Annotated in this window: 16 protein-coding genes; 13 read left to right on the forward strand and 3 right to left on the reverse strand. The window is 51.8% G+C overall.

The genetic code is table 11. The features are described from left to right. Positions 1–77 precede the first annotated feature (77 nt). The 3 genes from AC1931_RS00860 (at position 78) to AC1931_RS00870 (ending at position 2,545) form a co-directional block, all read left to right on the forward strand. Positions 78–656, forward strand: coding sequence for a flavodoxin family protein (locus tag AC1931_RS00860; protein WP_483875339.1), 579 nt, complete (start codon positions 78–80; stop codon positions 654–656). Positions 657–740: 84 nt separating this feature from the next. Next, on the forward strand, positions 741–1,196 hold the full coding sequence (locus AC1931_RS00865; RefSeq protein ID WP_483875340.1) for a DsrE family protein: 456 nt from the start codon (positions 741–743) through the stop codon (positions 1,194–1,196). Positions 1,197–1,942: 746 nt separating this feature from the next. Next, a complete protein-coding gene (locus AC1931_RS00870) occupies positions 1,943–2,545 on the forward strand; it encodes a superoxide dismutase (protein WP_483875341.1) in 603 nt (200 codons plus the stop codon). 175 nt (positions 2,546–2,720) lie between these two features. On the opposite strand, the gene AC1931_RS00875 is transcribed toward AC1931_RS00870, so the two are convergent. After that, positions 2,721–3,911 (reverse strand): pyridoxal phosphate-dependent aminotransferase, encoded by a 1,191-nt coding sequence (locus tag AC1931_RS00875; protein WP_483875342.1) that lies wholly within the window; start codon positions 3,909–3,911, stop codon positions 2,721–2,723. 201 nt (positions 3,912–4,112) lie between these two features. On the opposite strand from AC1931_RS00875, the gene pheA reads away from it, so the two are divergent. The 10 genes from pheA to AC1931_RS00925 all read left to right on the forward strand — a co-directional run bounded on the left by pheA (position 4,113) and on the right by AC1931_RS00925 (position 14,004). Further along, positions 4,113–5,216 (forward strand): prephenate dehydratase, encoded by a 1,104-nt coding sequence (gene pheA / locus AC1931_RS00880; RefSeq protein ID WP_483876149.1) that lies wholly within the window; start codon positions 4,113–4,115, stop codon positions 5,214–5,216. Further along, positions 5,216–6,085, forward strand: a complete 870-nt coding sequence (locus tag AC1931_RS00885) for a prephenate dehydrogenase (protein ID WP_483875343.1) — start codon at positions 5,216–5,218, stop codon at positions 6,083–6,085. Before pheA ends, AC1931_RS00885 begins: the two co-directional genes overlap by 1 nt. A gap of 90 nt (positions 6,086–6,175) precedes the next feature. Beyond that, the gene (gene aroA / locus AC1931_RS00890; RefSeq protein ID WP_483876150.1) at positions 6,176–7,468 is read left to right on the forward strand and encodes a 3-phosphoshikimate 1-carboxyvinyltransferase; all 1,293 of its coding nucleotides are present in this window, start codon (positions 6,176–6,178) and stop codon (positions 7,466–7,468) included. A 4-nt stretch (positions 7,469–7,472) separates the two neighbouring features. Beyond that, positions 7,473–8,192, forward strand: a complete 720-nt coding sequence (gene cmk / locus AC1931_RS00895; protein ID WP_483875344.1) for a (d)CMP kinase — start codon at positions 7,473–7,475, stop codon at positions 8,190–8,192. Between the two features lie 129 nt (positions 8,193–8,321). Further along, positions 8,322–10,040 (forward strand): 30S ribosomal protein S1, encoded by a 1,719-nt coding sequence (locus tag AC1931_RS00900; RefSeq protein ID WP_483875345.1) that lies wholly within the window; start codon positions 8,322–8,324, stop codon positions 10,038–10,040. A 60-nt stretch (positions 10,041–10,100) separates the two neighbouring features. Further along, positions 10,101–10,991 (forward strand): signal peptide peptidase SppA, encoded by an 891-nt coding sequence (gene sppA, locus AC1931_RS00905; RefSeq protein WP_483875346.1) that lies wholly within the window; start codon positions 10,101–10,103, stop codon positions 10,989–10,991. Positions 10,992–11,027: 36 nt separating this feature from the next. Further along, positions 11,028–11,309 (forward strand): integration host factor subunit beta, encoded by a 282-nt coding sequence (locus tag AC1931_RS00910; RefSeq protein ID WP_483875347.1) that lies wholly within the window; start codon positions 11,028–11,030, stop codon positions 11,307–11,309. A 331-nt stretch (positions 11,310–11,640) separates the two neighbouring features. Next, the gene (locus tag AC1931_RS00915; protein WP_483875348.1) at positions 11,641–12,582 is read left to right on the forward strand and encodes an RluA family pseudouridine synthase; all 942 of its coding nucleotides are present in this window, start codon (positions 11,641–11,643) and stop codon (positions 12,580–12,582) included. Beyond that, positions 12,579–13,367, forward strand: coding sequence for a prolipoprotein diacylglyceryl transferase (lgt, locus tag AC1931_RS00920; RefSeq protein WP_483875349.1), 789 nt, complete (start codon positions 12,579–12,581; stop codon positions 13,365–13,367). Before AC1931_RS00915 ends, lgt begins: the two co-directional genes overlap by 4 nt. Then, entirely contained in the window at positions 13,354–14,004 is a 651-nt protein-coding gene (locus AC1931_RS00925; protein ID WP_483875350.1) for an HAD family hydrolase, read from the forward strand. The genes lgt and AC1931_RS00925 overlap by 14 nt, the downstream gene beginning before the upstream one ends. Here AC1931_RS00925 and AC1931_RS00930 read toward each other — a convergent pair. Both AC1931_RS00930 and AC1931_RS00935 read right to left on the reverse strand, forming a co-directional pair. After that, complete coding sequence (locus tag AC1931_RS00930) at positions 13,998–14,420, reverse strand: ATP-binding protein (protein WP_483875351.1); 423 nt, start codon at positions 14,418–14,420, stop codon at positions 13,998–14,000. The genes AC1931_RS00925 and AC1931_RS00930 overlap by 7 nt on opposite strands. 35 nt (positions 14,421–14,455) lie before the next feature. Further along, positions 14,456–14,794 carry an STAS domain-containing protein gene (locus AC1931_RS00935; protein WP_483875352.1) on the reverse strand — a complete coding sequence of 113 codons (339 nt, stop codon included), beginning with the start codon at positions 14,792–14,794 and terminating at the stop codon, positions 14,456–14,458. Between the last annotated feature and the right edge of the window lie 71 nt (positions 14,795–14,865).

Raw genomic sequence — 14,865 nt, forward strand, 5'->3', positions numbered from 1 at the left:
CAAAACAAAATTGCGGTGGATAACGCAAGTTCGCGTCGCCGCCGGTTATCATGAACCGCTGGAAGAAAGAATAAAAAATGAACATATTAGTGCTGAACGGCAGCTATCGGGAGAGTGGAACGGTCGCTTCGCTCCTTGAATATGTAACCGAGCCTTTATCAGGCGAACATAAAGTTGAATGGATTGATGTATCTAAACTCAATATGACATATTGCACAACCTGTATGGTCTGCCGAGAGAAAGATACATGCATTTTGCCTGAAGATGATGCGCACATCGTGGGAAATAAAATTCAAGAAGCTGATGTCTTGATCATTGGAACTCCGACACACTGGGGTAACATGAGTGCACCGCTGAAACTTCTTTTTGACCGTAATGTTCCGGTATTTATGGGAGAAAGCCCAGGGGGCGTACCACAGCCCAGGCAGAAAGGGAAGCGGGCCGTAGTTGTGACAGCATGTACGACCCCCTGGCCCTTCAATTTCATTCTTGCCGAGAGCAGGGGAGCCATAAGAGCGGTCAGGGAGGTGCTGCACTACGGGGGGTACAAGATAGTGGGAACAATAGCTAAACCGGGAACCAGAAAGTCAAAAGAGATTTCGTCACCCTTAAAGGCAAAGGCAAAAAGATTAGGGGAGAAGTTGATACAGAGATGATGTGGAGCGTTGGCGCAAACGACGCCGAAACTTCCCATCAAATCCCAACAGTGCTGAACGCACCATTTCCAAAAGAGAGGAAACATGAAAACTATGAAATCGGCAGTGAAGGCTCTTGTCCTGGTTTTTGCGGTAATGTCTATTTCCGTGGCTCACGCTGATGAGTCAAAAGGTGGGCTATTCGTCAATCTGACGACTGATGACACCTGGGCAGCAGCAAAGGCCATTATGTTCGCTCACGAGAAAGTGCTGAAACGTGGCCATAAGCCCGTAGCTATTTGGCTCAATGTCCGGGGTATCTATTTGGCCGATAAAAAGCGTCCTTCTCACGTTCATGGGTTAATGAGGGAAAGTGATCAGTCTATTCAGGATATGATCACTGCCTTTATCAAGGACGGTGGCACCGTGATTGCTTGCGCAGCATGTTCGCAGGCGGCAGGACTTACATCTGATGATTTCATCGATGGGGTGGAAATGGGTAGCCCCGACCTTGTAATGGGGTTGTTGTTTGATCCTTCGGTCAAAACCCTGTCTTGGTGAATGCGCTGAAAATAGCTCCAGCGGACCCCAGACACTGCGTGGCCTTTTGCGCATGCTGCGTGCTTGGGCCCACTGAACATTGGCATTAGCCAGCAAAACCGAGGGGACATTGTCTCGGTTGTCCCGCGGGTTCACTTGAGCAGATATTTGAAATAAAGAAGAAAATTGCCATTTTTCGCAGTAAAAAATAGTCTATAGGGCGATTTTTGAGGGTAAAAATCGCCCTATATATTTTGGTAGACCATTGTTTTTGTCCTCCTGGAGGGGGAGATCCTGCCGAGAGCGAAGTGCCATTTTCTGCCGGGACACGTCTGTCAAATCCCGCTCGGCTTTTTACTACCATCCCACCAAACACAAAATCCAGCTCCCCTACTTACATCTGCAAACCAGAATAGAGTAGAATTTACTTATGGCGCAAGCCATATACGGAGAAGGTCTCGCTGACCGGTACCACCTGATGGGCGGTGGACAGCCACGAAAGGAGATCTTCGGCATTATGGATTTAATTGTCAGCTCCCTGAGGTGGCGGCAGCGCTGCCGCAGCTGGAGATATTTACAGACCACCAGATGTCGAAGATCCAACCTTGTTCTGGTGCAGACCGGGCGGCAGGCCAGCGCGTTGCCTGCGACCCCCGAAGGGCACGACAGGCGGCGCCGTAACCGCAAACACGGAGTTGGCGGGTCGGCTGCGTCGACCGCATCGGCCTGGAAAAACAGCTCTGCTTCGCATTTAAGAGGAGTCGTTTATGTCTTACACTTTACCCGAACTTCCTTACAGCTATACAGCCCTGGAACCGCACATCGATGGCCGAACCATGGAAATCCACCATACCAAACATCACCAGGCCTACATCACCAATGTCAACAAGGCGCTGGAAGGCTCATCGTTGGCCGATCTGCCGGTCAATGATCTGATCACGCGCCTGGACGATGTGCCCGAAAACGTCCGGACCGCCGTGCGCAACAACGGCGGCGGTCACGCGAATCACAGCCTGTTCTGGACACTGCTCAGCCCGGATGGCGGCGGCAAGCCGGGAGGCGCCCTGGACGCCGCCATCGCCCAGGAACTGGGTGGTTTCGACAAGTTCAAAGAGGCCTTCAGCCAGGCGGCGATGACCCGTTTCGGCAGTGGCTGGGCCTGGCTGAGTCGCAACCCACAGGGGAAACTGGTTATTGAAAGTACACCGAACCAGGATAGCCCGCTGATGAGCGGCAATAAACCGATCCTGGGTCTGGATGTCTGGGAGCATGCCTATTATCTGCACTACCAGAACCGGCGGGCTGATTACGTCAGCGCCTTCTTCAACGTCATCAATTGGGCGGAGGTCGAGCGATTATATCAGGCGTGATCAGACAGCCGGTCGCTACTCAATACACAAAAACCACCCTGGAACGGGGTGGTTTTTGTTATGCAACCGCGGCGTTGTTTTCAGGGTTTCGGTAGCATCGGTACGCTAGCGCTAATGCCTGAGCTTGTTATGCATTAAGTTGTGCATTAGCGCCGGCTGTACCGTTTCAACTTCGTCAGCCGGTAACCATCCCCAATTCAGACGCCAGTTTTTCCCAGGCCGGCAGGCTGCGCTTGATCATGTCATTCTCAACACAATAAGCGATGCGGAAAAAGCCGGGCGCGCCAAAGCCGCTGCCGGGAACCAGCAGAATACCGTGCTGTTGGGCACGGCGGATAAATTCGATCTCATCGGGCAGGGGTGAGCGGGGAAACAGGTAAAAGCCGCCGCCGGGCTTGACCACCTCAAAGCCCAGCTCGATGAGTTTGTTGTAGAGCAGGTCGCGCTTGATCCGGTATTGCTCAACATCAACGCTGACCCGCTGCAGACGGGTGACCAGCCGCTGCATCAGCGCCGGGGCGTTGACAAAGCCCAGGACGCGGTTGGCAAAAATCGCGCCCTGCATAAACAGGTTGACATCTTTCAGGGTCGGTGACGCGGCCAGATAACCGATACGATCACCCGGCAGGGCCAGATCCTTGGAGTGGGAAGTAACGATAACGGCATTGGTGATGGCCGCAAAGATGCAGGGAACCTCTTCACCGAAACTGATGCGGGCATAGGGTTCATCGGAAACAGCGACAATAGTGGTACCGAGTTCCTGTTCTTTGTCAGCCAGCAGTTGGCCGATTTCTTTTAGAACCGCCAAGGGATAAATAACCCCGGTCGGATTGTTGGGGGAGTTGATAATGATGGCTTTGGTGCGTGCGGTGATGGCTGCGGAGATGGCGTTCACATCCGGTTGGAAGTCGGGGAGGGTGGGTACCACGACTGGAACACCACCATGGTTGTCGATGTAAAAATTGTACTCGACAAAATAGGGGCTTAAGATGATAACCTCATCTCCGGGATTCAGTAGGGTCTTCATAACGACGTTCAGTGCCGCTCCCGCGCCGCAGGTCATGACAATGTGGGCTGCGCTTACCGGTAGTGCGCATTTTTCCGCGATGACCTCAGCCACTGCTGCCCGCGTTTCTTCATAACCGGCATTGTTCATGTAACGGTGCATGCCGGGGATCGGCGTAGCGGCAATTTTCTGCAGTTCCTGATGCAGTTCCTGCGGTGGTTCCATGGTCGGGTTGCCGAGGGTGAAATCAAAAATATTCTCCGCTCCACGTTCTTTACGCAAGCGATCACCTTCCTCGAACATCTTGCGGATCCAGGAAGAACCTTCCAGGCATTTTTTTACTTTGGCGGCAACGGGCATGGTGAGTATCCTTTGTCTTGTTGCTTAAAAAGGGTTGCTGTTTTTTTGACTGCCGGAGTGTAACTGCACGGAAGCGCCTGGTCAAGATGGATCCGCCTTCACTTTCTGGTTGCGGTAAATTGATTTCCAGCGATCTTTGGGCTACATTGCAGCTCCCGTGTTTAAGCTTAACTGTGCTGACCAGCGTAAATGGATTGAATGATGACCAGAGCTGACAAACTTCAAAAACTCAGGGAACAGATTGACCGGATCGACGATCAGCTGCTTGAATTGCTCAATCAGCGTGCCGGGGTTGTTCTTGATGTCGGACACCTCAAGGAACGCAACGATGACCTTTTTTATGTGCCCAGCCGGGAAAAGAAAATTTACGAGCGCCTGACCGGGGGGAATCCGGGGCCCTTCCCGAATGACGCGGTACGTAAGGTCTTTCGTGAGATTATTTCTGCCTCGCTGAATATGGAAATGCCTCTGCAGGTGGCTTTCCTGGGGCCCCAGACAACATTTACCCATCAGGCGGCGATGCAGCAATTCGGTTTGTCGGCGGCGCTGGTGCCGCTTAAGAGTATTCCCGCTGTGTTTGAAGAGGTTGAGCGTGGGCGGGCCCATTACGGGGTCATCCCGGTTGAAAATTCCACCGAGGGGGTGGTTAACCATACCCTGGATATGTTCATCAATTCGGAGTTGAAAATTATCGCCGAAATCATGCTGGAGATATCCCATCATCTGTTATCGAAGTCAGGGAGTATCGAGCAGATTACCAAGATTATTTCCCACCCTCAGCCCCTGGCCCAATGTCGTCACTGGCTGGAAACCAATCTGCCGGATGTTCCCCTGGTGGATGTATCGAGCACTGCCGCTGCGGCGCAGATGGTGGCCGAGGATGAGAGTGCAGCCGCGATTGCCAGCTCGGCTGCCGCTGCGCATTATGGACTGCAGGTGGTTAAGGCCAGGATTGAGGATAATCCGCATAACTTCACCCGTTTTCTTGTCGTCGGAAAAAAATCGCCGGGCAAGGGCGGGGATGACAAGACCTCGATCATGTTCAGTATCAAGGATGAACCGGGGATTTTGTACCGGATGCTTGAGCCTTTCAGCAAGCGCCAGATCAATCTGACCAAGATCGAAAGTCGTCCGATGAAACAAAAGGCCTGGGAATATGTCTTCTTCCTCGACCTGATGGGACACTGTGATGATGAACAGATCGCAGCAGCTATCGAGGAATTGCGCCCTCACTGTCACTTTCTCAAGATTCTCGGTTCCTATCCGCAGGCTCATATTGGTGCCGCGCAGTCGGAGATTGGCTGATGTCTGGGTCCTTGCTGTTTCCGCGCATGGCGATCATGGGGGTTGGTCTGATTGGTGGCTCATTGGCGTTGGCGTTAAAAAAAGCCGGTGTTGTCGGTGAGGTGACTGGCTGTGGTCGCGGCAAACCAAATCTCGAAAAAGCATTGGAACTCGGAATTATTGATCGTTATACCCGCGATCCGCTAGAAGCGGTTGCAGATGCCGACCTGATCTTTCTTGCGACACCGGTGAAAACCCTGGCAACGGTCATTGCGCAATGCCTGCCGGCTATCAAGCCGGGGGCTGTTATTACTGATGGCGGCAGTGTCAAGGCTGAGGTTGTGCGCAGTATCGAACCGCTGTTGCCTGATTCTATCCATTTCGTTCCCGGCCATCCCATTGCCGGTACCGAACAGAGTGGAGCTGAAGCAGCATTTTCAAGCCTCTACCATGGCAAGCGTTGTATTTTGACACCAACGCCAAAAACCGATCCGCAGGCTCTTGATCTGGTTGAGCGGATGTGGCAGCTGGCCGGAAGTACCGTTGTTAAGATGCCGATGGACAAGCACGATCGGATTCTGGCAGCGATCAGCCATCTGCCGCACATGGTCGCTTATTCCCTGGTCAACGCGGTTGGCTCTTATGATCATTACGAGGAGAACATTCTTGAATATTCTGCCGGGGGCTTTCGTGACTTTACCCGCATTGCCTCCTCTGATCCGACCATGTGGCGTGATATTGCCGAGACCAATCGGGATGCGTTATTAGAGATGATGGAGCAATTCGAGGTGTTTTTTGCCGAACTCAAAGCCGATGTAGCTGCGGGTGACGGCGACAAACTGTATGAATTCTTTCAGCGCTCCAAGCAGATGCGCGACGCTATACTCTAGTCGTCGTTACTATCTGTTCAGCGCCCCCGACCCGGTGGCAATGACGGACTGGATGGTTACCTGTAACGAAGGAAGATCGACATGGAGAAACTGGAAAAAAGAACCCTGACGGCAACCATGGGCTTACGAGGAGAGGTTCGGGTGCCGGGGGACAAGTCAATTTCACACCGGGCGTTGATGTTCTCCTCCCTGGCGCGCGGCCGGAGCCGGATCAGCGGCCTGTTGCAGGGGGAAGATTGCCACGCCACCCTGAACGCTTTTCGTGCTCTGGGGGTGCAGATTGATGACCGCGACAGTACCTGTCTGTGTGTCAATGGGGTCGGGCTGGGCGGACTTCAAGAGCCCGCCAATGTGATTGATTGCGGCAATTCCGGTACCACCATGCGCCTGATCAGCGGGATCCTTGCCGCGCAGCCGTTTTTTTCGGTGCTGACCGGTGATCAGTATCTGCGCAAGCGCCCGATGCGTCGCATCGTTGAACCTTTAACCCTGATGGGCGCCCACATCTACGGACGCGATCAGCATAACCGTGCCCCCCTGGCGATTGTCGGCGGTGCTCTGAAGCCGATTGACTATTCTTCTGCGATTGCCAGTGCCCAGGTGAAATCGGCAGTGTTGCTGGCTGGAATGCAGGCACCGGGCACAACCACAGTATTTGAACCTCACCTGTCACGTGATCACAGTGAGCGCATGCTGCGTTATTTCGGGGTCCCCCTGGAGTCTTTCCACGGCGGCGCGCGGGTCACGGGACCAGTCGAGCTTGAGGGGCGCGACCTGGTCGTGCCCGGAGATATTTCTTCGGCGGCCTTTTTTCTGGTTGCCGGCCTGATCGTTCCTGACTCCGAACTGTTTCTGAAGAATGTCGGGATCAACCCGACCCGCAGCGGCATTATCGATATTTTACGCCTGATGGGTGGATCGATTGAACTGCTCAACGAACGTGAGGATTGTGGTGAGCCGGTAGCCGACCTGCTGGTCAAAACCAGCTCCTTAACCGGGGTAGAAATCAGCGGTGAGCTGGTGCCGCGGGCGATCGATGAGTTTCCAGTGATCAGCGTTGCAGCAACCTTTGCCGCCGGCGTGACAGTGATTCGTGATGCTGCTGAGTTGCGCGTCAAGGAAACCGACCGCATCGAGGCGGTCTGCAGCTGTATGAATCAACTCGGTGGACGATTAGAGCCCTTGTCTGACGGCATGCGGATTGTCGGTACCGGTCATTTGAATGGTGGCGAGGTGACCTCCTATGGAGACCACCGCATCGCCATGAGCATGGCGATTGCGTCACTGGTCGCTGCCGGGACGGTGACAATTGAAGGCACTGCCTGCACTGAAACGTCCTTTCCGGGATTTTGGGATCTGCTCAACCAGATCCGTCAGGACTGATAAGATGGCGCTCGAGAACCGACCCAGTGCATCCACAACCCGAGGTCTGGTGGTGGCGATCGATGGCCCTGCCGGTGCGGGTAAGAGCACGATCAGTACCCGCCTGGCCGAGAATTTGGGGTATCTTTATATCGATACCGGCGCCATGTACCGTGCTGTTGCCTACCTGGTGGCGCAGCGCGGGCTCAACCCTGATGATGAAGAAACATTAAAAAATCTATGCAGCGATTTGCGTATCGACCTGGTTGCAGCTGGTTCGGGATTGAAAGTTTATGCCATGGGTGAGGAGGTAACGCGCCAGATCCGTACCCCGGAGATCAGTAAATTAACGCCCCTGGTTGCCGCGTCACCGGCCGTAAGAGCAGCCATGTTGTTGATGCAAAGAAAATTAGGTGAGTCGGGAGGGGTTGTTCTGGAAGGGCGCGACATCGGTACCGTCGTTTTTCCCGAGGCGCAGGTAAAATTCTTTCTTTCTGCCTCGGCCGAAGAACGTGGGCGACGGCGCTACGCCGAACTTCAGCAAAAAGGGATCAAAGCCGATCTGCACGAGACGATAGCTGCCGTGCATGAGCGTGATCAGGCCGATATGAATCGCACCCAGGCACCCCTGAAACAGGCAGCTGATGCGGTTGTCATTGATTCAACCAGGATGACTATTGGCGAAGTTCTGGCACAGATGGAAGATTTAGTCAGGCAGCGTGAAAGAAAACATGGGAACCCCTGAAAAATAAGAATAACTGCCTGAAAAATATTGGTTTGTTTTTTTTTAAATGCTGTGCTAACTTGCGCACTCTCAAAATTTGAGTCCGCCGTCGAAAGGCGTCGGAAAATTCACAAGGGGGTAACATCTCCAATGGTAGAAGACAAAGACATGTTTGAAGAAAATGAAATGCAGGATCTGGAAGGTGAGGAGAATTTCGAAGAACTGCTCAAGGATTATGAGCAGGGAGGCTTCGAACTGAAGCGTAACGACGTTGTTCAAGGAACGATTGTCCAGGTAACACCTGATGCGGTTGTTGTGGATGTCGGTTACAAGTCAGAAGGGATGATTCCCTTGCGTGAATTTGCTGACGAAAAAGGGGAGATTAACGTCAAGGTTGGCGACGTTTACGATGTTCTCTTTGGTGGCGGCGAGAGCGACAGTGGTCTGATTGTGCTCTCCAAAGAAAAAGCCGATCGTCAGAAAATCTGGAATTCACTCGAAGAAGGGGCTGTGGTTGAAGGCCGTATCGTCAGCCGCATCAAGGGCGGCCTGTCGGTTGATATTGGCGTCAACGCCTTTTTGCCTGGTTCACAGGTTGATCTGCGCCCGGTACGAAATCTTGACAAGGTGATCGGCCAGAATTTCGATTTCAAGATTATCAAGCTGAACAAGCGCCGGGGCAATATTGTCCTGTCTCGTCGGGTTCTGCTTGAAAATGAGCGTGAGTCACAGCGTGGCGAAACCCTCAAAACCCTCGAAGAGAACCAGGTGGTTGAGGGTATTGTTAAAAACCTTACCGATTACGGAGCATTTATTGATCTGGGCGGTATTGACGGTTTGCTCCACATTACCGATATGTCCTGGGGACGCGTCAAGCATCCGTCGGATATCCTCGCTGTCGGCGACAAGATCAATGTCAAGGTGCTCAAGTTTGATCGTGATAAAGAGCGGGTATCCTTGGGTCTCAAGCAGATTGCTCCTGATCCGTGGCTCGATGTCGCGGCAAAGTACCCGATCGAATCCAAGGTCGTCGGCAAGGTTGTCAGCCTGACCGATTACGGAGCATTTATAGAGCTTGAAGAGGGTGTTGAAGGTCTGATCCATGTCTCGGAAATGAGCTGGACCAAACGCATCAAGCATCCGAATAAAGTTTTGAATATCGGTGACGAAGTTGAGTCAGTGGTGCTTGCCCTTGATTCAGAGAATCGCCGGATTTCTCTGGGCCTCAAACAGATTGAACCCAATCCCTGGGAAGTGATCGGCGAGAAATTCCCGATCGGTACCATTATCGAAGGTCAGGTCAAAAATATCACTGACTTTGGGGTGTTTGTCGGGGTTGATGAAGGGATTGACGGTCTGGTTCATATCTCTGATCTGTCCTGGACCAAGCGTATCAAGCATCCTTCAGATGCCTTTAAAAAGGGTGATCTGGTAAAGGCTGTGGTACTTAATATCGATCGTGAAAACGAGCGTTTTTCCTTGGGGATCAAGCAATTAAATTCTGACCCATGGGAATCGGTACCGGTACGCTATGCCCGTGGCACGATTGTCAAAGGCAAGGTGACGTCGGTTACCGATTTCGGCATCTTTATTGAGCTTGAAGAAGGTATTGAAGGACTGATCCATGTTTCTGAGCTGAGCAAGGAAAAGATCGACAATCCGAAAGACTTCGCTGAGGTCGGGACTGTTCTTGAAGCGGCCGTCCTTCAAGTTGATACCGTTGATCGCAAGATTGCCCTGTCGGTTAAAAACATTGATGAACAGAAAGAAAAAGCTGAAGTCAATGAATTTATGGGGGCGCAGAAGCAGGCGACATCAAGCCTTGGTGCATTGCTTCAGGGAGCGATGGGCCGTAAAAACGACGACTGATTCATATTTAACTTAAAAAAAGGGCCCAGCCTGTACTGGGCCTTTTTTTATGGGCAAGAAATGAAAAAACGTCCCTTTTTTCTCGCATCCATGCTGATCGGCGGAATCTTTTTGTTTTTTCTGCTGGTATTTTTCGCGGCTGGATATTTCCGTAGTGGCTCGCTCCTTCCGACCTCATCCAGTCGGATTGGTGTCCTGGAAATTTCCGGCATGGTCAGCAATGAGCGGTTGATCATCAAACAGATAGATAATTTCAGGGACGATAAGTCGGTTAAGGCGATAGTCCTGCGTATCGACTCACCAGGTGGTGCGGTTGGACCTTCTCAGGAAATTCATCACGAACTGAAGAAACTGGCGCGGGAAAAGCCTGTCATTGTTTCTTTTGGCTCGGTAGCTGCTTCCGGCGGATATTATCTGGCGATGGCGGGGGAGCGGATTTTTGCAAATCCCGGCACGATTACCGGCAGTATCGGTGTTGTGATGAGTTTTCCTGATTATCAGGAGTTGATGGGTAAGGTCGGTATCAAATCTGAGGTTATCAAGAGCGGTCCGTACAAAGATCTGGGTTCTGCATCACGCGACATGACAGATGATGAACGCTCCTTGCTGCAAGAGCTGATCGGTGATGTTCATCTTCAGTTTGTTGCGGCTGTCAGTGAAGGGCGCAATATTCCTGTTGCCGAACTTGCTCCTTATGTCGACGGGCGTATTTTTACCGGCCGCCAGGCTCTGGAAATCGGCCTGATTGACGAACTTGGCAGCTTTAATGACGCCGTTGACCATGCTGCGATGCTTGTCGGGCTTGAAGGCGAGCCTGACCTTGTTTATCCCCCACCGGAAAGACAGGAGTTTTTACAGCGCTATTTAAATGTTCTGTTGAATCGTTTTGGTGGAGTCGACATGGCTTTAAAAGATACTATGGGACCTAAGTATCTATGGACTGGACCGTAAACAGTAGATAGGATTTACCTATGTGGAAGGTGGATTATGACTAAAAGTGAGTTGATTGAAAAGCTTTCGGAAAAGCACGAATTGTTGAGCAAAAAAGAGTCAGAAGCTGTTATCAACGTCATCTTTGATGGGATAGGTTCGGCTCTGGCTCAAGGTGATCGGGTTGAAATTCGCGGTTTTGGTTCTTTTTCTGTGCGTGAGCGCAGTGCCCGTGAGGCCAGAAACCCAAAGAGCGGTGAGGTGGTGGAGATTGCCTCACGCAAAACACCTTTCTTTAAAACCGGCAAAGAGTTGAGAGAGCGGGTGGATTCTCTTTGAAACGCTTCTGTTCTTGTCCCATGAACGGGAAAAAGCCCTGAATCAGCGATTCAGGGCTTTTTATCTGATGGGTTCCAGGATGGCGGGTTGGTGCCGGGCTATGACCTTCAGTAAGCTTTGTCTGCGGTGGTTACTTCAGGCTTCCGGCTTGAGAGTCGGCTTGCTCACCATATCCACACGAACAGAGTAAGGTCATCAGTAAACGTTGGTCAAAGAGTCGGCACGCTTCCCGCGCATCCCAGAAAACGTCAATGCGCTATTTGATCTTTATACTACCATTGACGAATATTCTGTCAATAGATTTAATCTTTCTCGTAGATGTTCAAATCAAATGAATAGCGTAACCAAAAAATGGGATATTTATCGTCTGAAGGTTGATTCCTTACAGGCCGGAATGCGCCTCGATCAGTTTTTGCCGCTGGTAACTACTACCTTGTCGCGCTCCCTGGTCCGTAAGATCATTGACATCGGCGGGGTCCATATTAACGGTCAGCGCATCCGGACGGTTTCAAGAATGCTTGCCGCTGGTGATCTGGTAGAACTGTATCTTGATCATCTCCCCCTGATCCCCTGGCGGATCAGCGCGCAGGATGTGGTTTTTCAGGATAAATATCTGATTGTTGTCAATAAACCGGCAATGATTGAAACCCAACCGACCCATGCCCGCTACAAGGGCACCCTCTTTGAAGCCTTGCAGGTATACTTACAGGATTCTTTTCGTCCCCACCTGAAGCCGGTGATCGGTATGGTTCAGCGCCTCGATCGCACGACATCCGGTCTTATCGCCTTCTCCATTCATCCCCAGTCCCATAAAAAAATGACAGAGCTGTTTAAAACCGGCAACATCGATAAAACCTACCTGGCGCTGGTGTCCGGACGCCCTGATGCTGACAATGGCGAAATCCGTTCGTTGCTGGCGCGCTCGCGGCGTGAAAACCGCGTTCATTCCGTAGCCGCAGGTGGTAAGCTGGCGATTACGCGCTACCAGATTGAATCCCGGCTCAGTAGCAGTTCGATGCTGGAGGTGCAGATATTGACCGGACGTTCTCACCAGATCCGTGCCCACATGTCTGAGTTGGGGTGCCCATTGCTTGGGGATCAGCGCTATGGCGGCCCCATGGCGCTCGATGGTATTCTTTTAAACCGACCCCTGCTGCACGCGCACCGGCTCAAGTTTTTACACCCGCTAACAGCGCAGTTATTGGATTTTTCCGTGCCGATGCCGGCAGACATGCATCAGGCCATGCAATTGCTGAAAGAGGTTAACAGATGATAGCTGGTCAAATTGATCCGATCATTTTTACCATTGGTCCACTGGCTGTGCGTTGGTACGGAATGATGTACCTGCTGAGTTTTGTCGGCGGGTATTTCATGATGGTGCATATCTGCAGTCTGCGCCGTTATCCGCTCAATCGAGAGGCGGTCGCCGATTTGTTGTTTTATGCGGTCATCGGAGTGGTTGCCGGCGGTCGGCTGGGATATACACTTTTTTACCAGCCGGCATACTATTTTGAGCACCCCTACGAAATATTTTATATCTGGCAAGGGGGAATGAGCTTCCATGGTGGCTTAATTGGTGTCTTTATCGTCCTGTTCTGGTTTGCCAGGCGCCGCGACATGCGGCTGCTGCAACTTGGTGACCTGACTGTTGCTGCCGTACCCATCGGCTTAGGGCTGGGGCGGATAGGCAACTTTATCAATGGTGAATTGTGGGGGCGGCCTACAGATCATCCCTGGGGGATGATTTTTCCTGCCGCCGGCCCACAACCTCGTCATCCCAGCCAACTTTATGAAGCCTTCCTCGAAGGACTGGTCCTGTTGCTGATCATTTATGGTCTCCACCGTCTTGGCGTAAGGCGCGGAGTTCCCGTAGCCGTTTTTTTGCTGGGCTATGGCCTTGCCCGTTTCAGCGTTGAGTTTTTTCGTCAGCCTGATGCGCACCTGGGTTTTCTGTGGGGTGGTGCCACCATGGGACAGCTGCTGTCCCTGCCGATGATGGTCGTCGGTGGCACGATGTTATTATGGCTGTTAAAAGGGCAGAACGATGAAAGAAATTGAAGCGATTATCTATGATTGCGACGGGGTCCTGTTTGAAAGTCACGCTGCCAACCTGGCCTATTACAATCAGATTTTTGCAGCTTTTGGTTATCCACCGGTAACCCTTGAGCAGCAAGAGGAAGCCTACCTGTGCCATACCGCCAGTTCGCCCCAGGTTCTTGCGGTTTTGATGCGCGCAGAGGATGTGGCTGCCGCGCTCAGCTTTGCTGCAGAAATTGATTATCGGAATTTTATTCCGTTCATGAAGCCGATGCCTCATCTGCATCAGGTTCTTGAGATTGTCGCAAGCCGCTATCCGCTGGCAATTGCTACCAACCGTGGTTCCAGTGTTGTACCGATTTTAGAGCATTTTGGTCTCGACCATTTCTTTTCTGCAGTAGTGACCAGCCGTGATGTGAAAAAGCCCAAGCCGGCACCGGATATGCTCCTGTTGGCGGCCCGTCAACTTGGCTGCCGGCCTCACGCCTGTCTTTTTATTGGAGATTCAGAGGTTGATCAAGCTGCAGCCGAGGCCGGGTCATTTCATTTTGCCGGGTATGGAGAGCGGTTTGTGCGGGAAAAAAGTGTTGCCAAGGTGTTAGGCCATCATCTGGATCTGCTCCAGCATTTGGATCTGCCGTCGTCTTTTGATCAATGAAGAAATTTCGTCATTTCAAGCACATTAACCCCGTTTTCTTTTAAATATTTCACCTTATCCATCAATTTCAGGATAATGTTGATACCACGCCCACCCTCATCACAGGGGTGGGCTTTTGTTTTACGGCGAGCGCTGATATCAAAACCCGGCCCCTGATCATAGATTCTGATGACCAGATCATCATCGGAGGCCGAGATGTTGATGTGAACATCCTTATCCGGGTCGGAGTTGTTGCCGTGGCAGATGGCATTGGTCAGTCCCTCTGTCAAACAGAGGTTAAGATGATAAGCCAGTTCGCGCCTGTTACCCTGGTAGTTATTCAAGGAGAAAGCCAGGCTCTCACCAATCTGGCCTATCAGGGCGAGATAGCGTGTCTGGCTGGGTACCTTGATGTTAAATTCTACCCGCTTAGGCATAAAAACCTTCTTTACAACAGGGTTGTGGCGTTATCTCAGGACTGGCTTTCAAGCGCTTCTTCCAGGGTCGAAAAAATTTCAAAAACGCGATGCAGGCGGGTCAATTCAAACATGGATCGAACCTGTGGCTGAAGACAGCAGAGTTTGAGACTGCCCTCGCGGGCACTGGCATTTTTGAAGCCGGAAACCAGGGCTCCGAGACCGGAGGAGTCGATAAAGCGGACGGCCGTCAGATCGATTACCAGCTGGTATTTACCCTCATCAAAAAGTTGCAGCATCCGTTCTTTGAGACTGCCGCTGTTGTGCGCGTCCATCCGTTCATCTTCCACAGTGATAATAACGGTTTCTTCTTGTTCATTGATTTTTAATTGCATTGCACAGACTCCTTTTTGGCCGGTTGCGATAGGGGCGGATATTGATAGATGTCACATTATACATCAGTTTG

The organism is Pelovirga sp. C15f, assembly GCF_057178085.1.